Origin of the sequence: Cryobacterium tepidiphilum (genome assembly GCF_003716325.1) — a bacterium.
GTDB classification, from domain to species: Bacteria; Actinomycetota; Actinomycetes; order Actinomycetales; family Microbacteriaceae; genus Cryobacterium; species Cryobacterium tepidiphilum.
On the sequence record NZ_RDSR01000020.1, the window covers coordinates 1 to 21,064 of the forward strand.

At 69.9% G+C, this 21,064-nt stretch carries 18 protein-coding genes; 9 read left to right on the forward strand and 9 right to left on the reverse strand.

Annotation, left to right across the window (positions count from 1 at the left end):
- Positions 1–586 precede the first annotated feature (586 nt).
- Both ahcY and EEJ31_RS14320 read right to left on the reverse strand, forming a co-directional pair.
- A complete protein-coding gene (ahcY, locus tag EEJ31_RS11145) occupies positions 587–2,071 on the reverse strand; it encodes an adenosylhomocysteinase (protein WP_123046368.1) in 1,485 nt (494 codons plus the stop codon).
- 116 nt (positions 2,072–2,187) lie between these two features.
- Positions 2,188–2,484, reverse strand: coding sequence for a DUF3499 family protein (locus EEJ31_RS14320; RefSeq protein WP_456064312.1), 297 nt, complete (start codon positions 2,482–2,484; stop codon positions 2,188–2,190).
- Between EEJ31_RS14320 and EEJ31_RS11155 the strand changes: the two genes are divergently transcribed.
- The gene (locus EEJ31_RS11155; protein ID WP_123046370.1) at positions 2,483–2,923 is read left to right on the forward strand and encodes a metallopeptidase family protein; all 441 of its coding nucleotides are present in this window, start codon (positions 2,483–2,485) and stop codon (positions 2,921–2,923) included. The genes EEJ31_RS14320 and EEJ31_RS11155 overlap by 2 nt on opposite strands.
- Before the next feature lie 31 nt (positions 2,924–2,954).
- Here EEJ31_RS11155 and EEJ31_RS11160 read toward each other — a convergent pair whose 3' ends face one another.
- The 5 genes from EEJ31_RS11160 to manA form a co-directional block, all read right to left on the reverse strand.
- On the reverse strand, positions 2,955–4,391 hold the full coding sequence (locus EEJ31_RS11160) for a DUF5719 family protein (RefSeq protein WP_148040176.1): 1,437 nt from the start codon (positions 4,389–4,391) through the stop codon (positions 2,955–2,957).
- Positions 4,378–7,581 carry a glycosyltransferase family 2 protein gene (locus tag EEJ31_RS11165; RefSeq protein ID WP_123046372.1) on the reverse strand — a complete coding sequence of 1,068 codons (3,204 nt, stop codon included), beginning with the start codon at positions 7,579–7,581 and terminating at the stop codon, positions 4,378–4,380. The genes EEJ31_RS11160 and EEJ31_RS11165 overlap by 14 nt, the downstream gene beginning before the upstream one ends.
- A 96-nt stretch (positions 7,582–7,677) precedes the next feature.
- Positions 7,678–7,998: a WhiB family transcriptional regulator gene (locus EEJ31_RS11170; protein ID WP_123046373.1), complete on the reverse strand. Its 321-nt coding sequence runs from the start codon at positions 7,996–7,998 to the stop codon at positions 7,678–7,680.
- Between the two features lie 205 nt (positions 7,999–8,203).
- Positions 8,204–9,169, reverse strand: coding sequence for a UDP-glucose 4-epimerase GalE (galE, locus tag EEJ31_RS11175; protein WP_123046374.1), 966 nt, complete (start codon positions 9,167–9,169; stop codon positions 8,204–8,206).
- Positions 9,170–9,337: 168 nt separating this feature from the next.
- Positions 9,338–10,621, reverse strand: coding sequence for a mannose-6-phosphate isomerase, class I (manA, locus tag EEJ31_RS11180; protein ID WP_123046375.1), 1,284 nt, complete (start codon positions 10,619–10,621; stop codon positions 9,338–9,340).
- Between the two features lie 130 nt (positions 10,622–10,751).
- Here manA and EEJ31_RS11185 point away from each other — a divergent pair, with 130 nt between their 5' ends.
- From EEJ31_RS11185 to EEJ31_RS11215, 7 genes are read left to right on the forward strand one after another with little or no spacing between them, the layout of a single operon-like run.
- Complete coding sequence (locus tag EEJ31_RS11185) at positions 10,752–11,930, forward strand: acyl-CoA dehydrogenase family protein (protein ID WP_123046376.1); 1,179 nt, start codon at positions 10,752–10,754, stop codon at positions 11,928–11,930.
- 56 nt (positions 11,931–11,986) lie between these two features.
- A complete protein-coding gene (locus EEJ31_RS11190) occupies positions 11,987–12,433 on the forward strand; it encodes a hypothetical protein (protein WP_123046377.1) in 447 nt (148 codons plus the stop codon).
- Complete coding sequence (locus tag EEJ31_RS11195) at positions 12,430–13,659, forward strand: NRAMP family divalent metal transporter (protein ID WP_123046378.1); 1,230 nt, start codon at positions 12,430–12,432, stop codon at positions 13,657–13,659. The genes EEJ31_RS11190 and EEJ31_RS11195 overlap by 4 nt, the downstream gene beginning before the upstream one ends.
- Entirely contained in the window at positions 13,656–14,054 is a 399-nt protein-coding gene (locus tag EEJ31_RS11200) for a hypothetical protein (RefSeq protein WP_123046379.1), read from the forward strand. Before EEJ31_RS11195 ends, EEJ31_RS11200 begins: the two co-directional genes overlap by 4 nt.
- The gene (locus tag EEJ31_RS11205) at positions 14,041–14,394 is read left to right on the forward strand and encodes a PRC-barrel domain-containing protein (protein ID WP_123046380.1); all 354 of its coding nucleotides are present in this window, start codon (positions 14,041–14,043) and stop codon (positions 14,392–14,394) included. Before EEJ31_RS11200 ends, EEJ31_RS11205 begins: the two co-directional genes overlap by 14 nt.
- Before the next feature lie 39 nt (positions 14,395–14,433).
- Positions 14,434–15,786, forward strand: a complete 1,353-nt coding sequence (locus tag EEJ31_RS11210) for an O-antigen ligase family protein (protein WP_123046381.1) — start codon at positions 14,434–14,436, stop codon at positions 15,784–15,786.
- 18 nt (positions 15,787–15,804) lie between these two features.
- Complete coding sequence (locus EEJ31_RS11215; protein ID WP_123046410.1) at positions 15,805–17,088, forward strand: O-antigen ligase family protein; 1,284 nt, start codon at positions 15,805–15,807, stop codon at positions 17,086–17,088.
- Here EEJ31_RS11215 and EEJ31_RS11220 read toward each other — a convergent pair.
- Together EEJ31_RS11220 and EEJ31_RS11225 are read right to left on the reverse strand one after the other, a co-directional pair.
- Positions 17,032–17,568: a VanZ family protein gene (locus tag EEJ31_RS11220; protein WP_123046382.1), complete on the reverse strand. Its 537-nt coding sequence runs from the start codon at positions 17,566–17,568 to the stop codon at positions 17,032–17,034. The genes EEJ31_RS11215 and EEJ31_RS11220 overlap by 57 nt on opposite strands.
- Positions 17,569–17,602: 34 nt before the next feature.
- Positions 17,603–19,360: a CDP-glycerol glycerophosphotransferase family protein gene (locus tag EEJ31_RS11225; protein ID WP_199727334.1), complete on the reverse strand. Its 1,758-nt coding sequence runs from the start codon at positions 19,358–19,360 to the stop codon at positions 17,603–17,605.
- Positions 19,361–19,504: 144 nt separating this feature from the next.
- On the opposite strand from EEJ31_RS11225, the gene EEJ31_RS11230 reads away from it, so the two are divergent.
- Positions 19,505–21,058, forward strand: coding sequence for a LicD family protein (locus EEJ31_RS11230; protein ID WP_148040177.1), 1,554 nt, complete (start codon positions 19,505–19,507; stop codon positions 21,056–21,058).
- The last annotated feature ends 6 nt before the right edge of the window (positions 21,059–21,064 follow it).

Here is a 21,064-nt window from a genome sequence, read left to right on the forward strand (position 1 = left end):
ACCGGCCAAACCACGCACGAGGTTTTTGGCATTTGACATTGTGCACGCTGTTGAGTTCTCAAGGATCGGACGCACCCGACTTCAAGCCATTCAGGCTGTCGCTCCGGGGCAACTTCTCTACCTTACCTGTCCGGGCTGACCGTGTCAATTCGAGTTCTTCGCATGCCGGCCGGCCCGAAGGCATGCTGACAGCAACTCGAACCAGTGACCAGTCCGGAAGTTCAGGGTTCATCCTAAGCAATAGAAGCGCCTGCTGCAACAGCAGCAAGGGCATCATTACCGGGGATTCAGTCCCACTTGAGGCCGGGAAGCTCATCGGCTTTCCCGCACCGTTTGGGGTACGTGTGAATACATTACGGGCCGTTCCCGACCTCGTCAAAACGCCCCCGCAGCCCGGGCGTGTCGGCGCCTCCCGCCCCTCGCCCTCCCCCGCGAAACCGGAGTTGTGGCCGCTAAAAGCACGCGCAAAACGGCCACGACCCACGACTCGCGGAGGGCGCACGCGCACCGGCCCGGGTTCGAGAAGCGGGCGGGTGCAGGAACACGTGCCGGCTTCCCGAAACCGGGCCGGAAGGGGCGGGAGAGGTCAGTAGCGGTAGTGGTCGACCTTGTAGGGGCCGGCGGCGGGCACGCCGATGTAGGCGGACTGCTCCGGCGTGAGGGTCGTGAGCTCGACCCCGAGCGCGGCGAGGTGCAGGCGGGCGACCTTCTCGTCGAGGTGCTTCGGCAGCACGTACACGCCCACCGGGTATCGCTCCGGATGGCAGTACAGCTCCATCTGCGCGAGCACCTGGTTGGTGAACGAGTTGCTCATGACGAACGACGGATGCCCGGTGGCGTTGCCGAGGTTCATCAGCCGGCCTTCGGAGAGGACCAGGATGCTCCGCCCCGTCGGGAGGCGCCACTCGTGCACCTGCGGCTTGATCTGCACCTTGACCGCGCCGTCCATCGACTCGAGGCCCGCGATATCGATCTCGTTGTCGAAGTGCCCCACGTTCGCGACGATCGCGAGGTGCTTCATCCGCTGCATGTGGTCGGTGGTGATGACGTTGAGGTTGCCGGTGCCCGTGATGAAGATGTCCACCTGGTCGACGACCGACTCGATGCGCGCGACCTGGAAGCCGTCCATCGCGGCCTGCAGCGCGTTGATGGGGTCCACCTCGCTCACGATGACGCGGGCACCCTGGCCGCGGAGCGCTTCCGCCGCCCCCTTGCCGACGTCGCCGTACCCGGCGACGAAGACGACCTTGCCGCCGATCAAGACGTCGGTGGCGCGGTTGAGCCCGTCGGGGAGCGAGTGGCGGATGCCGTACTTGTTGTCGAACTTCGACTTCGTGACGGAGTCGTTGACGTTGATCGCCGGGAACAGCAGCGCGCCGGCGGAGGCGAGCTCGTACAGGCGGTGCACACCGGTCGTGGTCTCCTCGGTGACGCCCTGGATCTCCGCGGCGATCCGCGTCCACCGGTCGGTGGAGAGGTCGAGGGAGCGACGGAGCGTCTCGAGCACCACCTGGTACTCCTGGCTGTCGGTCTCCGCCGCGGCCGGAACCTGCCCGGCCTGCTCGAACTCCTGCCCCTTGTGCACGAGCATGGTGGCGTCACCGCCGTCGTCGAGGATCATGTTGGGTCCGGCCCAGGTCTCCCCTGCCGCAGCCGCCTCCTCGCTCCAGTCGAAGATCTGCTCGGTGCACCACCAGTACTCGGCGAGCGTCTCCCCCTTCCACGCGAACACGGGAGCGCCGGCGGGCTGTTCCGGTGTCCCGTCAGGACCGACGACGATGGCCGCGGCCGCCTCGTCCTGGGTGGAGAAGATGTTGCAGCTGGCCCAGCGCACCTGCGCGCCGAGGGCGATGAGCGTCTCGATGAGCACGGCCGTCTGCACGGTCATGTGCAGCGAACCAGCGACGCGGGCGCCCGCGAGCGGCTTCGACTCGCCGAACTCGGCGCGGAGCGCCATGAGGCCGGGCATCTCGTTCTCGGCCAGCCGCAGCTGGTGCCGGCCCGATTCTGCCAGGGAAAGATCGGCGACCCGGAACGAGGTCACGGTGGGGGAAGGTGAAACAGACGTCATGCCCCCATCATCGCACTGCCGGTCATCGCACTGCCGGTCATCGCACTGTGCCGGCCATCGCGTGCCGGGCGACGGCATCCGTTGGCGGCGACGCACCCGGCGATCAGCTCGCGCCATCAGTGGGGCGACGGATGCCGCCTGGGCAGGTCGCCGTCGCCGAAGGCGTTGCCCATCACCTTGTGCCGGAACACGTGCCAGCCCTGGGGCGCCGAGGTGCGTTCGGCGTGCCGGGCGCAGAGGTCATACGCGTGCGGCTCCTGCGTGAGCGACAGCGGACCGAGGACGGCCATGGAATCCGCGTACACGTACGTGAGCGTCGCCACGGCTTCCTCCGGGCACGCGGTTCGGGAACACGGCCTGATTGACATCGACCTCAGAGTACCCGCAGTCGCGCCGGAAGTAGGATGAGACATGCCCAAGTCCCGCCGCTACGACGTGCCGCCGCCGGTGCAGCGCGGGCGCGGGCGCGACCGGCACGGCCGCGGCATCCGCAGTTCGGCCACCGGCCCCTATCTGCCGCCGCTGCGCACCCGGATCGATTTCTTCGACATGACCATCTCGACGACGGTCGAATACCTGCGGGGGCTGTGGCCCGACGAGCTGGGCAGCGTGAGCTTCGAGGTGGCGGCGGCACCGAGCGGAGCCGGCCCGGCCGTGCAGCGCTGGTGGGTCAGCGTTCCCGAGCAGCGCGTGGTGTTCTTCCGCGTGCCGATCCAGCGGCTCAGCCGGCTGCACCGCAACGACGAGTTCCACCGGCGGATGATGATCGAGAGCTGCGTGTTCCGGGCCGTGGCAGAGCTGCTCGGCAAGGACCCGTGGGACATCGCCCCGGAGGGCTTCCACCACTTCTAGCCGGCTCGGACCGCTCGGAACCTCGATGCGGCTAGTGCGTGTAGACGGTGATGGGCGCGGCCAGGGCTCCGGGCGGGGTGACCGCGAAGGCCGAGAGCAGCCCGTCGCCGGAGTAGCTGACGGAACCGACGAGGCCGGCCCCGTCGGTGACGCTCACGAGCGAGCCCGGCGCTACCGGGACAACGGCGGCCTGCCCGGCCGGCACGGTGAGCGGCGCAGAGGCAGCGCCGTCCTGCGTGACGACCGGTTTCGCATCCGCTGTGCCGGGATTGAACAGGTGCAGCGTGGGGTCGACTCCGTCGGCGACGGCCACCAGGAAGTCGCCCTTCTGCGGGGCGGATGCCGTGAACCAGGCGAAATCGTCGGTCGTCGTGGTGCGCGCCGCGGCGACGATCGGCTGGTCGGCCGTGAGGCGCATCGTGTACCGCCCGGGGGCGAGCCCGTCGAGCGGCACCTTGGTCGCCAGGCCCGGCTGAAGCTGGATCTGCAGCGAGGTGCCGGTGGAGGCGCCGTCCTCACTGATGAGGCCGACCTGCACCGTCGCCGGCTCGTCGCCGAGGGTGAGCACCCGTGCGCTCGGCGCTGCCACCTCCGCAGGCGGGGCGTCGCCCTCGCCACTGGTGGCGCCGGGCCGGGGCACGACGATGCCGGGGATGATCTGTTCGGCCGCCGGTGCGTTCGTCGCTCCGACCAGTTCCACGCCGGCGGTCTCAATGCCCTGCACCACGCTCTCCTCGAGCGACGCGGCGACCTGTCCCCCGCGTGACTGCACGCGCACGACGGGCGAATTGACGTTGGGGGCGAGGCCGGCGAGGGAGACAATACGCTGCGAGCCGGGCTGCACGAGGATGCCGGTGGACCCGGGTGCGTCGACTTGCCCGGTCTCGCCGTAGACGGTCAGGTTCACGGTCGCGGCGACGGTGCTCGGGTTGCTGAGGAGCACGAGGCTTGTGTGGCCGAGGTCGGTGGAGCCGCCGACCAGCCAGGCGTCGCCCACCGCTTCGGTGCAGGCGGCCACGGCCAGGCCACCGATCGTCTCGGCCGAGGCGGTCTGGGACTGGCTGCCCGCGAGCTGCGGCAGGGTGCTGCCTGCGGGGTCGGCCTGCAGCAGCACGGGGCTTCCGTCGGCGTCGGCGTCGGCGTTATCGGCTGCCATGAGCGGCGTGGCTTGCACCGGCACGGGCGTCGACTGGGCGTCGATCGCGCCGTACTCGTTCTGGGCGCCACCGACGGAGGTCGCGGCCGATGCCTGGCTCGAGTCCTCGGCCAGGGTGAGCAGCGGACCGGGACAGACGCGCGACTGCTGATCGGGCTCGGGCGTGATCACCGCGGACGGCACCGGCGCCGCGAGGCTCGGCCAGTCGACGAGCGCCGCGCCGGCGACGGTCGCGGCGGCCACGGCGATGCCGGCAACGCCGACGCCCACGCGCGCCCCGGCGAGGGCCATTCTGCGCTTAGTCGGCATCATCGTGGTCCTTCACGTCGGAGCGGACGGCAGGCGCGGACGCGAGTGCGGCCCGGCGGGCCCGGCGCGAGGCGAACTGCGGCTCGGCGGCCTGACCCGGGTGCTGCTCCGCGGCCGCGCTGTCGGCGGCGCCTGGGGTGGGAGTCGGCGTCGGGTCGGCGGTGGTCGGGTCGGCGGTGGTCGGGTCGGGCGCGCTGCCGCCCACGGTTGTCGGCCGCGCGGCCGGGGCCGGGACTGCGGCATGCTCGCGCTCCACCACGGGCTCAGCGGGGGCGACCTCCACTGCCGTCGAGCCGGCCGCTGCCGGCAGTGCGTCCTTCGCTGCTCGCTTCTTCTCCTTGGCCGCACGCCGGATCGCCTCGCGGTTGGCCTGGCGGATGGCCTCCTGGTTGGCACCGGTCGGGATGGACAGCAGCAGGGTCGCGCCGAACACGACGATGAGGGCGATCAGGGAAAGCAGGCCCTCTGGCCCGACCGGGTTGACCGGTGTCGTCGGCCCGCCCGGGCCATCCGTTGCCTGCCCGTGGCGCCACAACCGGCCGAACGCGGTGTCGCCGACCGGCGCGACGGCGGCGTTGCCGTCGAGGGCTGTCGTGGCCCGCACTGCCGTCGCGGCGGCGGCCATGGTCGGCGCCGGCGTCACGCCGGGCTCGGCGGCTTCGACCGCCGCGGGGCGGAGCAGGACGAAGCGGATGCCCAGGTCGGTGAGCTGCTGTGACGCGTCGAGGCCGCTGCGGGAGACGAGGTTGCCGGCAAGGGTCGCGAGCTCGGCGTCGCGGCCGGAGATGGTGCGCTTGGTCGTTGCGAGCGTGGACTCGTCGTTCAGTGTGGGCCCGGAGCCCCGCATGACGGTGGCCAGCACCCCGCCGTCGGGCTGCGGCACGAGCTCGAGGGTGCCGACCTGCGGCGAGGTGCGCGCTTCGGCGCTCACGAACGCCGGCACCGTGCGGTCCCCACCCCGGGCGACGGCGGATGTGCCGAGCGGCACAGCCGCGGCAAGCGGCGCCACCGCCAGGACGAGCGCGACGCAGGCGCAGGCCGCGGGCAGCATGACGAGGCCGCGCTCCGAGCGGAACGCGATGAGAACCGCCCCGACGATGCCCATCCAATACAGGCTGAGTCCCGAGCCCGGCCAGACGCTCACCAGCTGCCCACCCACGGAGGTGAGGAAGAGGTGCGTGGACACGATGGCGGTGATGAACCCGATGAGCGCCGTACCAAGGGCGATCGCCGCGGCGTGGAAGCCGGGAAGGAACAGCGCCAGCAGCGCCGGGATCGCCAGGAACGCGAGCAGCACGGGGATGGCGATGTACAGCACGACGCCCGGGATGCCGGCGTCGCCTGCGAGCGGCGCCCATCCGCCGAACTCGCCGCGGGGGAATCCGAGCAGCAGCTGCCACACCGAGGCGGTCGTGCCGGGGACGGGGGCGCCCGGGTCAGCGAGGAGGGCGAGCCAGGTGCCGCGCATGCCCTGGCTCCAGATCAGCGGGGCCGCGAGCGTGAGCGCGGGCAGCGGGATGCCGATGAAGCGCATGATGCTCCGGCCGCTGGCGATCACGCACACGAGCCAGATGAGGAGCAGGGCGGGGGCCAGCGAGGGCGCACAGGCGACGATGGCGGCGAAGAGCAGGGCAGCGGATGCCGACGCCGACCAGGACCGTGCCGCCGAGAAGCCGGCGAAGAACAGCCACGGCAGCAGCAGGTGCACGAGGATTCCGGCCGGGCGACCGTCGGCCAGCGCCGTGAGGAAGGGGGGTGAGAACACCCAGAGCGCTGCGGCCGCCGCGCGGAGGCCGGGGCGGGCGGTGAGCCGGGTGGCAGCCATCCACGCGGCGACGGCGGCCAGCGGCATGGCGAGGAAATACAGGGCGACAAGGGCGAACGACGGCGCCCAGAAGGTCAGCGTCCCAAGCACGGCCAGCACCGCCGCGAACGGGTCGGCGGCACCGATGAAGCCCAGCCCGGTGTCCCGCCATCCGTACAGCACCGACTGCCAGAGCTGGCCGAGCGAGTCGTCGAGCGGAAGGAAGCCGCCGCCGGTGAGGGTCTGGGCGCCGAGGAGCGGCCCGAGGAGCACGACGCTCGCCACGGCCGCCGCCAGGAACGTCCAGGCCCCGCCCGTTGAAAAGAAGTGGATCTCGGGACGGCTGCCCCGGATGCCGGCCAGGTTGGCCTCGCGCCGCAGTGCGTGACGTCGACGCACCTCGGCGGCCGTGACGCGCAGCCCGGAGACGGCGCCCCAGCCGAGCTTCTTCGTGCGGCCGAACCGGCGGCGCGCCTGCGCCACCCGTCGGGCGCTGAACGCGGTGCGGAACGCCGCGGCGAACTCGCCGGGGATGGCGGCCGGCTCCTTGCGGAGAAGCTGCCAGATGGAGCGCACGAGCGCGAGGGGCACGAGCGAGAACCAGTGGAACGGAACGGCCGCCGCGGGGGCGTACACCAGCCGGCGGTGCAGCTGGGCCGCACGGATGCTGCGGAGCCGTTTGCGACGCCAGCGGCCGCGGGACGACCCGTTGAGCCCGGCCACTCCGTCGCCGGCGGAGGTCACCTGCGCGTTGGGGGCCAGCGACACCCGGTAACCGGCCAGGCGCACCCGCACGCAGAAGTCGAGGGCGTCGTCGACCGTCGCGAGGGCCGGGTCGAAGCCGCCGAGCTGATTCCAGACGCTCTGCCGCACGAGCATGCCGACGGCGCTGACGGCGAGCACGTCGCTCACGCCGTCGTGCTGGCCCTGGTCGAGTTCGCTCTCCACGAGCGAGACGGTGGCGCCGTACGGGGTGATCGACTGGCCGAACTCGTGGATGTAGTCGCCCGCCTGCCACTCCATGACCTTCGGGCCGGCCACGGCCACCGACGGGGCGATCTCCAGTTCACCGAGAAGCGATGCCAGGGCGGTCGGCTCCGGGGCGCTGTCCTGGGCGAGCAGCCAGAGCATGTCGTTGTCGTCGTCGGGAGCGGGAAGCACGTTGACAGCCAGCGCGACCGCCTGGCCGAACGAGAGGCCGGCATCCGTCGCCAGAAACTGCGTGGGACCGAAGGCGGCCAGCAGACTGCTCGTGGCATCCGTCGACCCGCAGTCGACTGCGATCACGACATCCGGCTGTCGCGTCTGCGCTTTGAGCGCCTCCAGCGTGCGCTCAAGGTGCTTCGCGCCGTTGCGCGCGACAAGGATGGCGGTGACTCGGGGTTGCATATCGGACACAGCCTAGGCGGCGTCGCGCCCGCCGCTCCTCAATGAAGGCGGGCGTGCCTCAAATCCGCCGTGCCGAAACCCCGGGCTCGCCTCGAGCTAGACCGCGCGCTTGCGGAGCTTGCGGCGTTCGCGCTCCGAGAGCCCGCCCCAGATGCCGAACCGCTCGTCATTGGCGAGCGCGTACTCCAGGCACTGCGTGCGCACCTCGCATGATGAGCAGATCTTCTTCGCGTCGCGGGTGGAGCCGCCCTTCTCAGGGAAGAACGCCTCCGGGTCGGTCTGTGCGCACAATGAATCTGTCTGCCAAGCGAGCGAATTGTCGTCGTTCGCCTCGCTGCGAACTCCCGGCACTCCCAAACGAACAGGATCGATGAACCAATCGTCAGGAACCCCGGAACGATACTCAGATACAGCCATATCGTCTCCTGCCCTCGTGCCAACGCCCACCGTTTGTGGCCTTGACTAATTACACCGGTGTAGTTCCCATTCGTCAAGTCGCAGATAGTAAACCCTCAAGAATCCGTGGAGACTTGTACGCGCCGGGCGTGTCGCTTTTGACCCCCACGCTTTGGGCGAACGCACAGCAACGTTGCCGGTCGCGTCGGCGTGTCGCTACCGCGAATCAGGCGGATGCTGCCTGCCGCGACTCCCAGGCGCTCTGCACCATGTCGTCGAGGCTGTGCCGCATCTTCCATTCCAGGTCGCGGCCGGCCAGTTCGCCGGAGGCCACGATGCGCGCCGGGTCGCCGGGCCGGCGCGGTGCGATCTCCGGGTCGAAGTCGATGCCGGTCACGCGTGCGACCGTATCCATGATCTGCCGCACCGAGACGCCGTCGCCCGAACCGAGGTTGTAGACGGGTTCGATGGGCTCCCCAGCCTCAAGCCGGCGAGCCGCGGCCACGTGGGAGAGGGCGAGGTCGGCGACATGGATGTAGTCGCGCACGCACGTGCCGTCGGGGGTGTCGTAGTCATCGCCATAGATGCGCGGTGTCTTGCCGGCGATGAGGGCGTCGAACACGAGCGGGAAGAGGTTGTGCGGGCTGGTGTCGCGGAGGTCTCTGGAGCCGGAGCCGACGACGTTGAAGTAGCGGAGGCTCGTGTGGTGGAGGCCGGCGGCGACCTCCTGGTCCCGCAACAGCCACTCCCCGATGAGCTTGGACTCGCCATAGGGCGACTGGGGATTCTTCGGTGTGGCCTCGGTGACCAGGTCGGTGTCCGGGGTGCCGTACACGGCCGCGCTCGAGGAGAAGACGATGTTCTCGACGCCGGATTCCTGCATCGCCTCCAGCAGCAGCACCATTCCCGTGACGTTCTGCTCATAGGTGTGCAGCGGGCGCTGCACCGAGACACCGGCGTACTTGAACCCCGCAACATGCACGACGCCCGTGATCGGGTGCTCCGCGAAGGTGCGAACGAGCAGGTCCTTGTCGAGGATGCTCCCCTGCACGAACGGCACGCCGTCGGGCACGAAGCCGGTGTGGCCGCTGGAGAGGTCGTCGATGACGACGACGTCGATCCCCTCGGCCTGGAAGGCACGCACCACGTGCGCGCCGATGTATCCCGCTCCCCCGGTGACCAGCCAAGCCATGTGACATCCTCGCCCTCGCGGCAGCCCGGCGCTGCCGACGTCCCCACCCTACTGGCCCCGCCGCCGTCGCTAACTCCGGAAAATTTCCCCGTGCCGCTCGGAGAGCAGCGAGATCACAAGGGCGCCGGGCCGGGCGGCAGGGAATTACCGGAGTTGGCGACGGGAGGGTCAGGCGGGGGTGGTGGCGAGAAAGACCTCGCCGGCACCGGCGAAGGTCACGGTGCCCTCGTCGGGCGTGATGTACACCGCGCCGCCGCGCTTCAGGGCAACGGATGACGTCGCGCCGGCCACGAGGAACCCGCCGGCCGTGCAGATGGCGATCGCCGGCCCCGCGAGCGCGACCTGGCGCATGGGCACGCCGGAGCCGGCCGACCCGTCGGCGGCGGCATCCGCCTCGATGTGCACCAGCCGGAAGTCGGGCACGTCGGGCTGGTAGACGGTGACGCCCGGGGTGGAGGAGCTGGCCGGTGAGAGGTACGGCACCGGGGTCGGCGTGAAGTCGAGCACCTCCAGCAGCTCGTCCACGTCGATGTGCTTGGGCGTGAGCCCGCCGCGCAGCACGTTGTCGGAGGCGGCCATCAGCTCGACGCCGAGGCCGGAGAGGTAGGCGTGGATGTTGCCGGCGGGCAGGTAGAGCACCTCGCCGCGCCGCAGCGACACCCGGTTGAGCAGCAGCGAGATCACGATGCCCGGGTCGCCGGGGTACGCAGCGGCGAGCGACTCCACGGTCGCCAATTCGGCGGGGAACTCGATCTCGGCGCTTCCCCCGGCCAGGAACGCCGCCTGCCCCGCGAGCGCCACGACGCGCTCGACGAGCCACGCCACCTCCCCCGTGTCCTCGCCGCGGCCGTCGCGCAGCAGCCAGTCGACGGTGTCGCGCAGTCCGTCCGTCCCGGCGAGGTGACGCTCCAGGTCGTCGAGCGGCTCCGGCTCCGGTTCGTCCATCGTGGCGTCGAGCGCGCGCAGCTCGTCGACGATCCGCTGCACGGAGTCCGCCGGCCGAAAACCGCAGAGCGCCTCGAAGCGGTCGCTGAGCGCCAGGATCAGCTCGGGCTTGTGGAACGGGTCCTTGTAGTTGCGATCCGGCGCGTCCAACGCCAGGCCGGCCTCGTTCTCCAGGTCGAACCCGGCACGAGCGCGGTCCGTCGACGGATGCGCCTGCAACGACAGCGGGCCGGCCGCCGCCAGGAGCTTCAGCAGGAACGGCAGCCGCCCCTCGGCCGCACGCGCCTCCCCCAGCGCGCGCTCCGGCTCCGCGGCGATCCACTCGGCCAGGTGCCGGGCACCGCCCACCGCCGACGGGTCCGTGATCACGGCCGGGGACCCCGGGTGGGCGCCGAGCCAGAGTTCAGCCTCGGGCTTGCCCGAGGGAGGGGTGCCGAGGAGGGAGGCGATCGCGAGGTGAGACCCCCATGCGTAATCGCGTGGGGTATTGGTGATGCCCACAAACATGCCGCTCTCCTCGTCCCGTGGTTTAGTCCAAACTACCAATCGCTTTCAGCCGGTCCCCGCCGCCCCCTAGGCTTGCGGGGAATTCGAGACGGCTGCCAAGGACGGCGGCCCTGCCCCGGGGGAGCGACCCATGACCTTTGAACTGCTGGCCAGCGACTTCTACCAGTACGAGAGCGAGCTGACCCAGCGGGAGAAGTCCGCGCTCACCGACATCCGCGCCTACCTCGATTCCGACGTTCGCCCGATTGTCAACGGATGCTGGGAGCGCGCCGAGTTCCCGTTCGAGATCGTGAAGCCGCTGGCCAACCTCGGCGTCTATTCGTTCGCGTGGCCGGAGACGGCCCCGTTCGAGAACTCCGCCGTCTTCCGCGGCTTCGTCGCCATGGAACTGGCGCGCGTCGACCCGTCGGTGGCCACCTTCGTTGGGGTGCAGAACGGGCTGGCCATGGGTGCCATCTCCGCCACCGGCTCGAAGGAGCAGCGCGAGGAGTGGCTGCCCCGGCTGGCCAGCGGCGAACTGATCGGCGCCTTCGCCCTCACCGAGCCCCTCTCCGGCTCCGACTCGGCGCGGGGCCTGCGAACGATCGCCACCCGGGACGGCGACTCCTGGGTGCTCAACGGCTCCAAGCGCTGGATCGGCAACGCCACATTCTCCGACATCACCGTGGTGTGGGCGAAGGACGCCGCCGACGGGCGGGTACTGGGATTCATTGTTCCCACCGACACCCCCGGCTACACGGCCACGAAGATCGAGGGAAAGATCAGCCTGCGCTCCGTGCAGAACGCCGACATCACCCTCGAGAACGTGGTCGTCCCCGAGAGCCTCCGCCTGCAGGAAGCGAACTCGTTCCGCGACACCGCGAAGGTGCTGAAGCACACGCGCGCCGAGGTGTCCTGGGCCGCGGTGGGCACGGCAGTGGGCGCCTACGAGGCGGCGGTCGCCTACGCGAAGGAGCGGGTGCAGTTCGGCAAGGAGATCGGTGGCCACCAGCTCGTGCAGGACCTCCTGGTCAAGAGCCTCGGCAACATCACCGCCTCGATCGGCATGGTGGTGCGGGTGTCGCAGATGCTCGACGAGGGCACCCAGCTCGACGAGCACTCGGCACTCGCCAAGGCCTACACGACCGCCCGCATGCGGGAGACCGTGGCCTGGTGCCGTGAGCTCTTCGGCGGCAACGGGATCAGCCTCGACTACGACGTGGCCCGGTTCTTCGCCGACGCCGAGGCGGTGTACTCCTATGAGGGCACGCGGGAGATGAACACCCTCATCGTGGGCCGCGCGATCACCGGGCAGGCCGCCTTCGTCTGACCCGCCTGCCGCCGGGCGCCTTGCCGCCTCCATGCCCCGGCGCTAGCGTCAGGAACATGCGGAGACGAAAAAGAACAGCGGCAGCGGGCCTCGCCGGCCTCCTTCTGGTCGGAGCCCTCACCGGTTGTTCGTCGCTCGGCAGCCAGCTGCAGTCCTCGCTCACCGAGACCACGTCGGCCGTGCGCACCGCCGAGCTCGGCCTCTCGCTCCGCGCCGATGACCGGGCGACCACGGCCGTCACGAGCACGGCGCTCACCGACGCGCTCGACGAACTCACCAGCGCCGCCAACTCCGTCACCGAGATCGAGACCTCGGGCAGCGCCGAATCCGACAAGCGCGAGCAGGTCCTCGACCTGATCCGGCGGTCGACGGATGCCGTGAACCGGGCGCGCACGGCCCTCACGGCCGGGGGGTCGCTGGCGTCGGTCACGTCCGACCTGGCCGACCTGGGCGACGAGGCAGACAGCCGGTTGACGCAGTACCAGCGGAAGCAGGCCCAGTGAAGAAGCTGCTCGGCATCGCACTCGGCATCCTCACCGCCATCGGCGGGTTCGTCGACATCGGCGACCTCGTCACGAACGCCGTCGTGGGCTCCCGATTCGGAATGGGACTGACCTGGGTCGTGCTGGTCGGCGTCGTCGGCATCTGCCTGTTCGCGCAGATGTCAGGGCGCGTGGCGGCGGTCAGCGGCCGCGCCACGTTCGAGATCATCCGCGAGCGGCTCGGGCCCCGTGCCGGGCTGGCGAACCTCGCGGCGTCGTTCCTCATCAACCTGATGACCCTCACCGCCGAGATCGGCGGCGTCGCCCTGGCGCTGCAGCTCGCCACGAGCGTGGAGCCGATGCTGTGGATGCCCGTGGCCGCGTTCGGCGTCTGGATCGTCATCTGGCGCGCGAAGTTCTCGCTGCTCGAGAACGTCACCGGCCTGTTGGGGCTCACCCTCATCGTCTTCGCCGTGGCCGTCTTCCTCCTCGGTCCCGACTGGAGCCAGCTAATCGGCCAGGCCTTGCACCCCACGGTGTCACAGGGCGAGCACACGGTCACCTACTGGTATTACGCGGTCGCCCTCTTCGGCGCGGCCATGACGCCGTACGAGGTGTTCTTCTTCTCCTCCGGCGCAATCGAGGAGAAGTGGACGGTGAAGAGCCTCGCGCAGTCGCGGGTGAACGTCCTCGTCGGCTTCCCGCTCGGCGGCTTCCTGTCGCTCGCGATCGCCGCGTGCGCCACCATCGTGCTGTTGCCGCAGTCGATCGCCGTGACGTCGCTGTCGCAGGTGGTGCTGCCGGTGGTCCAGGCCGGCGGCAAGATCGCACTGGCGTTCGTGATCGTCGGCATCCTGGCCGCCACGTTCGGGGCCGCGCTGGAGACCACCCTCTCCAGCGGCTACACGCTGTCGCAGTACTTCGGATGGTCGTGGGGCAAGTTCCGCAGGCCCGCCCAGGCCGCGCGCTTCCATGTGTCGATGATCATCTGCCTGCTGATCGGACTCGGCGTGCTCGCGACCGGTGTCGACCCGGTGCTGATCACCGAGATATCCGTTGTGTTCTCCGCCATCGCGCTGCCGCTGACCTATCTCCCCATCCTGATCGTGGCCAACGACCCGGAATACATGGGCGAACACGTCAACGGTCGCCTCACCAACGCGTTGGGGATGGTCTACCTCGTCATCATCTTGGTGGCCGCGATCGCGGCGATCCCCCTCATGATCATCACGGGAGCTGGAGCATGAGCGACCTCACACCACCGCCGCGCTCGGCCGGGCGCGTGCTCGATGCGCAGCTGCACCTGCTGGACCGCACCGTGCTCGACCGCACCGGCGTGCCGGTCACGACGGTCGACGCCCTCGAGATCACCGACATCGAGGTGGACACACCCATCGAACCCGGAACGCCGGCGCCGGTCATCACCGCACTGCTGAGCGGCCCGGTGCTGGGCACCCGCATCTTCGGCGGCAGGCCGCCGCGGTCACGACTCGAGCGCATCCCCTGGTCGGACATCACCGACGTCGGGATCGTCATCAAGCTCGGGGTGGACGGCGACAGCCTCGACCTGACCTGGGTCGAGCGGTGGATGCGCGACAAGATCATCTCCCGGATCCCCGGAGGCCGCCATGATCCTGAATGACCTGCTCGGACTCGACGTCTTCGACGACCACGGCGAGCGCGTGGGCAGCGTGCTGGACGCCCGCTTCGTCATCGACGGGCGGCCCGGCCAGACCCTCGCGGAGGCCCGGCTGGACGGTCTCGTGATCAGCCCGCACAGCCGGCACTCCTACCTCGGGTATGAACGCATGGACATGAACTCCCCCGCGATCATCAACGCCCTGCTGCGCTGGATGCACCGTGGCACCTTCTACGTGCGGTGGGAGGCGGTGCAGCGCATCACCGAGCACGACGTGCACCTGCGGAACGGCTACCGCCGCTTCGACGCCCGGCTCTCCGCCGCCCCGGGGACCACCAGTTGATGCGCCGGTGGGCCGGTACCCGCCGCTAACCTAGGAACCATGCCAGCACTCGCCGCGGAACCCGACCGGGTTGCCGTGCGCGCACTCGCGACGCTCACCCTGTTCACGGTGCTGGCCGGCCAGTTCTGGCGCAACCTGCTCGGCTGGTGGGGCTTCGGCACGATCGTCATCCTCGTCGCCATCGCTGCCGGGGTCGCCTTGATCAGGCTCCGCCCGGGCTGGGCGTGGCGGTCGTTCCCGACGTCCCTTGTGGTGTTCCTGGGGCTCGCCACGGTCTCGATTCTGTGGTCGTTCTACCCGCTGGCCAGCCTCGCCGGCGTGGCCGCGCAATGGGTCACCGCACTGGGCGGCGTCTTCCTGGCTGCGTGCCTCAGCTGGGCCGAACTCCTGCGCGCGCTCGGCGCGGCCCTCCGCTGGGTGCTCGGCCTCTCCCTCCTGTTCGAACTGATCGTCGCGGTCGTGGTCCGGCATCCGGTGCTGCCGTTCTGGGTCGACTACGGATCGGAGAAGGTTCCCCAGGCCTTCTACTGGTCGCGCGCGCTCCTGCTTCACGGGGGCCCCATCGAGGGCATCGTCGCCAGCCGCAACCTGCTCGGGTTCTTCGCACTGCTTGCCGTGATCGTCTTCGCCGTGCAATTGGCCGCCGGAACCGTCAAGCGCGGCTGGGGCATCGGCTGGCTGGTGTTCGCGCTCGTGATGATGGTGCTCACCCGCTCGGCGACGGTCACCGTTGCAGCGATCGCAGTCGCGGTGGCATTCCTGTTCGCCGTGTGGGCCAGGCGCCGGGGCGAGGCGGGCCGGCGGCCGGTGTACCTGGTGGCCGCGGCATCCGTTGTCGCGGTGATCGGCGGCGTCACGCTGGCTGCGCCCTGGCTGCTCAGCCTGTTCGGCAAGAGCGAAGACCTCACCGGGCGACTCGACATCTGGAGCAGCGTCATCCGCCTGGCCGGCGAGCGCCCCGTGTTCGGCTGGGGATGGGTGAGCTACTGGGCGCCCTGGACGGAGCCGTTCAAGGGCCTGGCCGTGCGGAAGGGCGTGGAGTACCTGCAGGCGCACGACGCGTGGCTCGACGTGTGGCTGCAACTCGGCGTCGTCGGCGTCGTGGCCTTCGCCGCCCTGGCCCTTTCCACGCTGTGGCGGGCCTGGTTCCTGGCCGTGGACCGCCCGGTGGCGCTCGTCACGCTCAGCGACCCGCCGCGGCTTCGCAGCACGACCGGCTACCGGCACCTCCCCCACCCGGCTTCGTCGCTCCTTCCGCTGCTGCTCATGGTCGCGCTCCTGGCCCAGAGCCTTGCCGAGAGCCGGCTGCTGATCGAGTACGGCTGGCTGCTGCTCGTGCTCTTCGCCGTCGCCACGAAACGGCAGCAGCGCACGATGGCGGATCTGCCCTAGCGGTAGCGTGGCATGCAGATGAATGCGCCCCCGACGTTCCAACCACCCGAGGCCCTCCGGCATCTGTTCGAGTCCCCGCGCTTCGCCGCCGCGCTGACGCACGTCGCCTTCGGCACCGCCTTCGGCGTGCATCTCATCTTCAGCCTGATCGGGCGCGCCGGGCTCATCAGCATCCTGTTCACCATCGCGGTGCTGGGGGCCTGTTCGCTCGTCGCCCGGCGGGAGAGCATCGAATGGCACGGCCTCCTGCCCATCTCGATCATCACGTTCCTCGCCTGGAGCACTATCTCGCTCGCGTGGAGCGGCTACACGAAGGCCACCATCCTGGGCCTCGTCTACCAGCTGGGTTTCGCGTTCCTGGCGCTCTACGTCGGCCTGGTGCGGGACACGATCCAGATCACCCGCGCGGTCGGCGACGTGCTGCGGGTGCTGCTCGGGCTCTCGATCGCCCTCGAGGTGCTCTCGGGCCTCCTCATCGACCTGCCGATCACGTTCCTCGGCATCCAGGGCAACATCACCGAACTCGGTCCGCTCCAGGGCGTGTTCGGATCGCGAAACACCTTCGCCCTGGTCGCGCTGATCGCCCTGGTGACCTTCGCGGTGGAACTGCGCTCCCGCTCCGTCGTTCGCGGTCTCGGCATCGGTTCGCTGTGGCTCGCCGGCGCGTGCATCATCCTCACGCGGTCGCCGGTCATCACCATCACCGTGGTGTTCGTCGCTCTCGCCGGTGCCGCCCTGTTCGCCCTGCGTCGCACGCCGGTCGAAGGGCGATGGATGCTGCAGCTCGGCCTGCTCGGCCTCACCCTGGTCGCCCTGATCAGCGGCTGGATCGCGCGGGACGCCGTCCTCGGATACATGAACGCGGGCAGCGAGTTCGCCGTGCGGTACCGGCTCTGGCAGGAGATGTGGCGGCTGCTTCCGCTGCATCCGCTCACCGGGTGGGGCTGGGCCGGTTCCTGGCCCACCCAGGTCACCCCTTACGGTTGGCTCGATTTCGTGACGCACCGCGAGCACACGAGCGGCCTGAACGCGTTCCTCGACGTTCTCTTCCAGATCGGCCTGGTCGGGTTCCTGGCCTTCGTGACGCTGGTCACCCTCGCGTTCGTGCGGTCGTGGCTGCTGGCCTCCAACAAGCGACCGGTCGTCTTTGTGTGGCCGGCGCTGGTCCTGGTGATCCTGATCGTCGTGTCCATGGCGGAGAGCACGATCCTGGTGGGCTTCGGATGGATGCTGCTGCTCGTCTGCTCAGTCAAAGCCGCGCAGGGTATGAGCTGGCGCAGCGCCCTCGCCCGCGTGCAGTAGGCCACGCTCCCACAGCGCCCGCGCGACGACCTTCTCGTCGCGCCGGTGCACCAGCGCGGTCACTGCGACGGCCGCGACGATGCCGAGCAGGGCACCGAACGAATTCGCGGCGACGTCGCGCCCGGTGGCCACCCGGGCGTCAAGCGCCACGGCCTGCGTCAGCTCGATGCCGACCGACATCGCCGGGCAGAGCAGCACGGCCAGCCACCAGGCGCGCACCGGCAGCAGGAACGTCACGAGCACGCCGATGGGAATGAACATGAGGATGTTCGCCGAGAACTCGAGCTTGTCGTAGCCGAACCACTGCGGGACCCCGTGGTTGTGGAGCACGCCGAGCACCCGGTTCACCGAACGCCCGTAGCCGCGGTCGAGCGGTGCCGGCGACAGGGTCACCAGCATCACCACGACCGAATAGCAGGCGAGGCCCACCGCGGCGAAGCCCTGGCGGAACCTGCTTTTCGGAGGCCGACCGTTTCCCATGTTGCGTCTCCCGTCCTGGTGCGATGCTCGCAGGTCAGATCACCGGAGGCTGGCGGAGCATCCTCCGCGCCGCGTCCAGGAACACGTCGACGTAGCGCTCCGGCGGGATGTCGCCCAGGAAGTACGTCTTCAGGCTGTGGCGCGCCGGGCGCAGCGGGTCGTCACCGAGGAGGTCGTCGAGGACGGCGTCGAGATTGGAGCCGTCGGCGGCGATGGTGTAACCGCCGCGCGCGATCGGGAAGCCTTCCACGAATGCGTCCAGGCTGCCCAGCATGGCGCACACCGCGAATGGCTTCTCGGAGTACAGGAAGTCCGGCACAACGCTGGACACGTCTGAAATGAGCGCATCGGATGCATTGAAACAGTCGACAAGGCTCATGGCCTGTTCCGCGCGCTCCCCCAACACGTGGTTCCGTCCGCTGGCTTCGGCGTCCTTCGCCAGCAGCTCCTTGATCCTGGCCGATTCGGCCTCCAGGCCCTTGGTGCGCCCGGTGTACGGGTGCGGCCGGTAGACGACGTCGCAGCCGCGGGCGATGAGGGCCTCCACGATGGCCACGCCGATGGGCAGCGAGCTGTACGCCGAATCGATGTGGAACCCCGCCCAAGTGGGGGCGTACAGCACCGTCTTCACCGCCTGAACCTTGCCGGCCGAGGCCGCCACCTCGACGTCGGCCACCTGCGGGCGCCCGACGATCTCGAACAGCTGCGGCGGCGCGTCGACGCCGTGCGCGGCGAACCGGTCGATCGCGGCCTGCCCGGCCACGAAATCCTTGTCGAACATGCGGAACACCGGGTTGTAGCTGGGCGCCTTGTCGCTGTCGCCGTGGTTCAACTGCACGTGCTTGAGTTGCGGGTAACGCACGAAGTGCGAGTTCCGCACGGCATTGTTCACGTAGAAAGCTGCCCTGAGGGTCGGGACGACGACAGCGTCCATGTCGGCCAGCTCCTTGCGCAGCAGCACCGGCGCCGTCGTCAGCCGAACCACATCCGGGAACGACTCCTCGTTCCGCACGATGACGAAGAACTTCTCCCCCAGCCTTTCCAGGAACGGCAACCACATCGCCAGCTGGTAGTCGGTGCCCTCCGGCGCGTCCCAGTGCACGGCGAACACCGGCTCGTACGCGCGAAGCGTCCGGGTGAGGTTGGACTCCGCGCCGCGCCGCGCCCGGATGCGCAGGATGCCGTCCAGGAAGCTGATCGCGCTGGGGACCGCCGCGACGAGGACCAGAATCACCAGGCCCCACGCCGGGAACCCGGCCAACCCGAGGACGATGAACGCGACGGATGCCGCCAGGTTGATGAAGTAGAGGTAGTCGACCGGGAACCAGCCGGCATTGCGGGGCTCGACGCCCGGCAGGTGGGCGGCGAACGGGATGGCGCCCCGCGACACGGAGGCGCAGGTCGCCTCCCCGGTGATGAGGAGCGCAAGGAGCACGGCCGGGATCCAGCGGCCCTCACCTTCGGCGCCCATGACGGCGACCGCGAGGAACACCACGAGGATGCGGGACACGACGAAGGTCCCGGCCGCGTCCGGGCGGCGGCGGGCCACGGCGAGGCCCAGAGCCAGGGCGAGCGCCCCGAACACGAGGGGCAGCCACGCCGGGGCGCCGCTGAACGCGATGCCGAGGCCGACGACGGCGAGCAGGTCGGCGACGAGCTCGTCACCGCGCGCCGTCAGAACCCGGGCGATGAACGATCCCCGGCGGACCGGTGCCGGACCCGACGACTCCTCGTCCTGGGGGTCGGCGTCGAGTGCGCCGGGTTGGGTCATCTGGGCGGTGTCATTGGTCATGGTTCCTTGCGAGTCCTCCGGCACGAGCGGGGCGTGCAGCAGCCCACTGCCTGAAACGACGCGTTCCGAGGCACGAGGTAGGCTAACACGGCGGCTTTCAGGGCCCGGGCAGACCCGGCGGCGCCCTGACCAGAGGGAGGCAGCGTGGGTTCGAGGCTCGAGGTCAGCCGGCGTGGACTGCGTTTCCGATTGGACGGCACGCCTGTCCCGCGATCCGTCGACATTCTCGTTTCCGACCACCGGGTGTGGTCGGTGGCGGTGGACTCCCCGAACTCCGACGGCTGGACGCGGTTGGCTTGGCCGGCCGCGCTGAGGCCGTATCTCCGTGGAACGGCGACGGTCGCGGTGCGCGACCCCGCGAGCAGTCAGATCCTGGTCTCGCGCGATGTCACGCTGGGGCTCGGCAGGCGCCCGATGGAGATCCGCAACGCCCAGGGCAAGCTCCTGTCCGTCAACAAGTGGTTGCGCCTCGGCTCCTCCCTCGAAGCCGACGCCGACGGCGTGCAGGAGCGGCTGCTGCAGAGCGCCTCGACGGTCACCGCGCAGCTCGAGGAACTCGGCTACGCCGCATACATCTGCAGCGGCACGCTGCTCGGCGCCATCCGCCGGCAGGGCCTCCTTCCCCACGACGACGACGTCGACCTCGGCATCCTGCTCAGCCACTCGCATCCGTCAGACCTGACCCTCGACAGCTATCGCCTGGAGGACCAGTTGGTCGCGCTGGGCCACACCGTGGTGCGGCACAGCAGCGTGCACCTGCAGGTCATGTTCCTGCAGGACTCCGGACGCACCGACCACTACGTCGACATCTTCAGCGCGTTCTACCGTAACGAGCACGAGTTCTGCCAGCCGTTCCACATTCGAGCGGATGTGCCGCGGTCGTCGATCGTTCCGACCCGGCCGCTCGAGCTGGCCGGCTCCCTTCTGCCCGCACCGGCGAAACCCGAGGACTGGCTGGCGGCATGCTACGGCCCCGACTGGCAGGTGCCCGACCCATCGTTCCGGTTCCGCACCCCCGCCGCCACCCGGAGGCGTTTCGACAACTGGTTCGGAAGCCAGAACATGAACCGGGAGTTCTGGGAGAGCAGTTACGCCGGCGAGGACACCGTCACCTCGTCCCCCGGGGATGCCCGGCACCTCCGCGCGCTGTCCAGGCTCCTTCCACCCGGCGTGCCGGTGGCCGACCTCGGCTCCGGCTCCGGCTACCAGGCCGGCGTCATCGCCTCGCACGGACACCCGGTGATCGGCGTGGACTACAGCTTCCGGGCGGTCGCGCTTGCGCGGGACGGCGCCGGCCCTGCGGAATTCCGGGTGCTGAACCTGTACGACCGGCGCCGCATGCTCGAGTTCGGTGCGGAGCTCGTACAGACACGACAGGCCTGGCATTTCAACCTGAGCCACATCCTCGAAGGGCTCACAGCCGAAGGGCGGGAGAACGTGTTCCTGTTCCTGCGGCTCGTGATGCGCCCGGGCACCTTCGCCTTCGCCACGGTCGACACCAACTTCTCTGCGGTGCGCTATCGGCCGGAGCTGCCCCAGACCTGGCACCTGCCGCTGGCCACGCTCCGCACCGAAGCCGCACGGCACGGCCTCGAGGTGGACCTCATCGCCCGCGGGCGCAGGCGCACCGCGAGTGGCCCCCGGCGCACCGCCACCGCCGTTCTGAAACAGACCCGCCCGATCCCCGCGTCGCACTAGGAGACA

What these genes read in the sequence shown, in the direction of transcription:
- galE (WP_123046374.1), bottom strand. Translation starts at nt 9,169, where the DNA reads ATGGCTTGGCTGGTCACCGGGGGAGCGGGATACATCGGCGCGCACGTG.
- EEJ31_RS11190 (WP_123046377.1), top strand. Translation starts at nt 11,987, where the DNA reads ATGCGGAGACGAAAAAGAACAGCGGCAGCGGGCCTCGCCGGCCTCCTT.
- EEJ31_RS11165 (WP_123046372.1), bottom strand. Translation starts at nt 7,581, where the DNA reads ATGCAACCCCGAGTCACCGCCATCCTTGTCGCGCGCAACGGCGCGAAG.
- EEJ31_RS11225 (WP_199727334.1), bottom strand. Translation starts at nt 19,360, where the DNA reads ATGACCAATGACACCGCCCAGATGACCCAACCCGGCGCACTCGACGCC.
- EEJ31_RS11185 (WP_123046376.1), top strand. Translation starts at nt 10,752, where the DNA reads ATGACCTTTGAACTGCTGGCCAGCGACTTCTACCAGTACGAGAGCGAG.
- EEJ31_RS11155 (WP_123046370.1), top strand. Translation starts at nt 2,483, where the DNA reads ATGCCCAAGTCCCGCCGCTACGACGTGCCGCCGCCGGTGCAGCGCGGG.
- ahcY (WP_123046368.1), bottom strand. Translation starts at nt 2,071, where the DNA reads ATGACGTCTGTTTCACCTTCCCCCACCGTGACCTCGTTCCGGGTCGCC.
- EEJ31_RS11160 (WP_148040176.1), bottom strand. Translation starts at nt 4,391, where the DNA reads ATGATGCCGACTAAGCGCAGAATGGCCCTCGCCGGGGCGCGCGTGGGC.
- EEJ31_RS11200 (WP_123046379.1), top strand. Translation starts at nt 13,656, where the DNA reads ATGAGCGACCTCACACCACCGCCGCGCTCGGCCGGGCGCGTGCTCGAT.
- EEJ31_RS11220 (WP_123046382.1), bottom strand. Translation starts at nt 17,568, where the DNA reads ATGGGAAACGGTCGGCCTCCGAAAAGCAGGTTCCGCCAGGGCTTCGCC.
- manA (WP_123046375.1), bottom strand. Translation starts at nt 10,621, where the DNA reads ATGTTTGTGGGCATCACCAATACCCCACGCGATTACGCATGGGGGTCT.
- EEJ31_RS14320 (WP_456064312.1), bottom strand. Translation starts at nt 2,484, where the DNA reads ATGTCTCATCCTACTTCCGGCGCGACTGCGGGTACTCTGAGGTCGATG.
- EEJ31_RS11170 (WP_123046373.1), bottom strand. Translation starts at nt 7,998, where the DNA reads ATGGCTGTATCTGAGTATCGTTCCGGGGTTCCTGACGATTGGTTCATC.
- EEJ31_RS11210 (WP_123046381.1), top strand. Translation starts at nt 14,434, where the DNA reads ATGCCAGCACTCGCCGCGGAACCCGACCGGGTTGCCGTGCGCGCACTC.
- EEJ31_RS11215 (WP_123046410.1), top strand. Translation starts at nt 15,805, where the DNA reads ATGAATGCGCCCCCGACGTTCCAACCACCCGAGGCCCTCCGGCATCTG.
- EEJ31_RS11205 (WP_123046380.1), top strand. Translation starts at nt 14,041, where the DNA reads ATGATCCTGAATGACCTGCTCGGACTCGACGTCTTCGACGACCACGGC.